Source organism: Streptococcus pluranimalium, from assembly GCF_047785705.1.
Lineage (GTDB): Bacteria > Bacillota > Bacilli > Lactobacillales > Streptococcaceae > Streptococcus > Streptococcus pluranimalium_A.
On record NZ_JBLOJV010000086.1, the window covers coordinates 1 to 1,266 of the forward strand.

Genomic DNA, 1,266 nt, shown 5'->3' on the forward strand with positions numbered 1-1,266 from the left:
CACGTTATGCTTTGTTAAAAGCACAGGGGCAGATGAGTTTACAAGAAAAGGAACATCTTGACACAATGTTTGCAAATCTGGCTTTGAAAGATAAGGCAGAAATAGATGCGATGTCATTGCATGATATTACCGAACTTAAAATTAGCGTTCTTCTTCCGAGAAAAGGCCTAGAACTGGGTTATGCTTTTGCAAATAAAGAAGAAAAAGCACGCATAGATTATTTATATTATCGCTTTGAGCAGTTAATGGCGAAAGAACCTATTGACTAGCGTGACCCACAGTTTATGGAGAAGCTGAACGCTCATATCAATGAAACGGGGTTAAATCCATTTACAGGCAAACCAGCGACAGAAGGTGAAAAACTTGTTGCCAAACATTATGGTTGGGTAAAAAGTAGTTCGACAATAGGAGCAATGGTCATAGATGGTGTGCTTGATTACTCTGATTTATCTGCCTACTTTTTGACTAAAGGCAAGATTCCAAGTGCAGTTTACGATGATATCAGAATAAGGAGTATTCACAATCCCAATTCGGATGAAATGACATTAGGAAAATATCGTCCAACAATTCTTCCTGATGGAACTAAGGATTGGAAAATACCAGGTCCAGATTCGTATATTGTAAAAGCGGAAAATACGACCTACTTTAGCTTAGGAGATGAATGGGATAAAATTACTGTAGAGTATGGTTTAGATACCCAAGGAAAAGAAATGTTTAAATATTTTAACATCCCTGCTTTAGATGATGCGGTCATGGAAGGAAAGAAGATTCGATTTTCACATGATCCGACACTTCCACAATATGAGGGGCAAGCAATTGACTGGGAATGGACATATTTGAAAGAAAAACATGGTTATAGGGATCTTGATTACATAGGAGGATATTGGTATGCAGATAAATAATATGTTGGAATTGGCTAGAGAAATAAGGAAAAAAATCAGAGTAGTTTTTGATGATAAAGTAGACACTATTGTGGTTTATGATATCATAGAAGATGCTAATCATCGTTCTTTTAAATTGAAATTTATTGCATATGACTATTTTGGTATTCAGTTTAGTTATGAGTTAGGTTTAATGGGTTTCTCAATTGTGTTAAATGACCAATTTGGTATTTCTCTTTCTAAACATAAGTACGCTTATAGTGAAATTGAGGATTGGGATAGTTACTTACGAGAGATTATGGCAGAGATTGAATGTCGCATTCCTGATAAGTATTTGAAAGAAAAAGGTTGGTCTGACATCAAGTCCTAATTTAGAAAGTAAGCT

2 protein-coding genes and 1 pseudogene are annotated in these 1,266 nt (G+C 35.5%); all 3 read left to right on the forward strand.

Going from position 1 to position 1,266, the window contains the following annotated elements:
- Positions 1-269 (forward strand): annotated as a pseudogene (locus tag ACMZ6Z_RS09375) (hypothetical protein); the annotation flags it as partial.
- A 15-nt stretch (positions 270-284) separates the two neighbouring features.
- On the forward strand, positions 285-902 hold the full coding sequence (locus tag ACMZ6Z_RS09380; RefSeq protein ID WP_416132261.1) for a hypothetical protein: 618 nt from the start codon (positions 285-287) through the stop codon (positions 900-902).
- Entirely contained in the window at positions 889-1,251 is a 363-nt protein-coding gene (locus ACMZ6Z_RS09385; protein WP_416132262.1) for a hypothetical protein, read from the forward strand. Before ACMZ6Z_RS09380 ends, ACMZ6Z_RS09385 begins: the two co-directional genes overlap by 14 nt.
- Positions 1,252-1,266 lie beyond the last annotated feature (15 nt).

What these genes read in the sequence shown, in the direction of transcription:
- ACMZ6Z_RS09385 (WP_416132262.1), top strand. Translation starts at nt 889, where the DNA reads ATGCAGATAAATAATATGTTGGAATTGGCTAGAGAAATAAGGAAAAAA.
- ACMZ6Z_RS09380 (WP_416132261.1), top strand. Translation starts at nt 285, where the DNA reads ATGGAGAAGCTGAACGCTCATATCAATGAAACGGGGTTAAATCCATTT.